At 50.8% G+C, this 604-nt stretch carries 2 tRNA genes; both read right to left on the minus strand.

Annotation, left to right across the window (positions count from 1 at the left end):
* Positions 1-218: 218 nt before the first annotated feature.
* Positions 219-295: transfer RNA gene (locus tag NRB16_RS28955), tRNA-Arg, on the minus strand.
* A gap of 6 nt (positions 296-301) precedes the next feature.
* A tRNA-Ser gene (locus NRB16_RS28960) sits at positions 302-392 on the minus strand.
* Positions 393-604: the final 212 nt, after the last annotated feature.

Consider the following 604-nt stretch of genomic DNA (forward strand, 5'->3'; position numbering starts at 1 on the left):
TCGACAGGATTCGAACCTGTGACCGCTCGGTTCGTAGCCGAGTACTCTATCCAGCTGAGCTACGAGTGCATTTGATGGTGCGCATTATAGGGCCTGGAATAATTCTGTAAAGCCCTTTCTGAAATAAATTCAAAGACTTACACAAAACCTGCGGACAATGGTTTGCAGCCCCTGGAAAAACACAAAGCCCGTACCTTTCGATACGGGCTTTGCTTGTATGGTGCACTCGACAGGATTCGAACCTGTGACCGCTCGGTTCGTAGCCGAGTACTCTATCCAGCTGAGCTACGAGTGCATGTTATGGCGGAGAACGGGGGATTCGAACCCCCGACACCCTTTTGAGGTGTACTCCCTTAGCAGGGGAGCGCCTTCGGCCACTCGGCCAGCTCTCCGCAACAAGGGGCGTATGATAATCATCTCGTCGCCTCTTGCAAAGGTCTTTTTTGAATAAATTCAACAGCCTGCCCTGGCAAGAAGCCGCTTTTTCAAACACAAAGAAAAAAGCCCGTATCTTTCGATACGGGCTTTTCAATATGGTGCACTCGACAGGATTCGAACCTGTGACCGCTCGGTTCGTAGCCGAGTACTCTATCCAGCTGAGCTA

Origin of the sequence: Pseudomonas sp. LJDD11 (genome assembly GCF_024584215.1) — a bacterium.
GTDB lineage: Bacteria > Pseudomonadota > Gammaproteobacteria > Pseudomonadales > Pseudomonadaceae > Aquipseudomonas.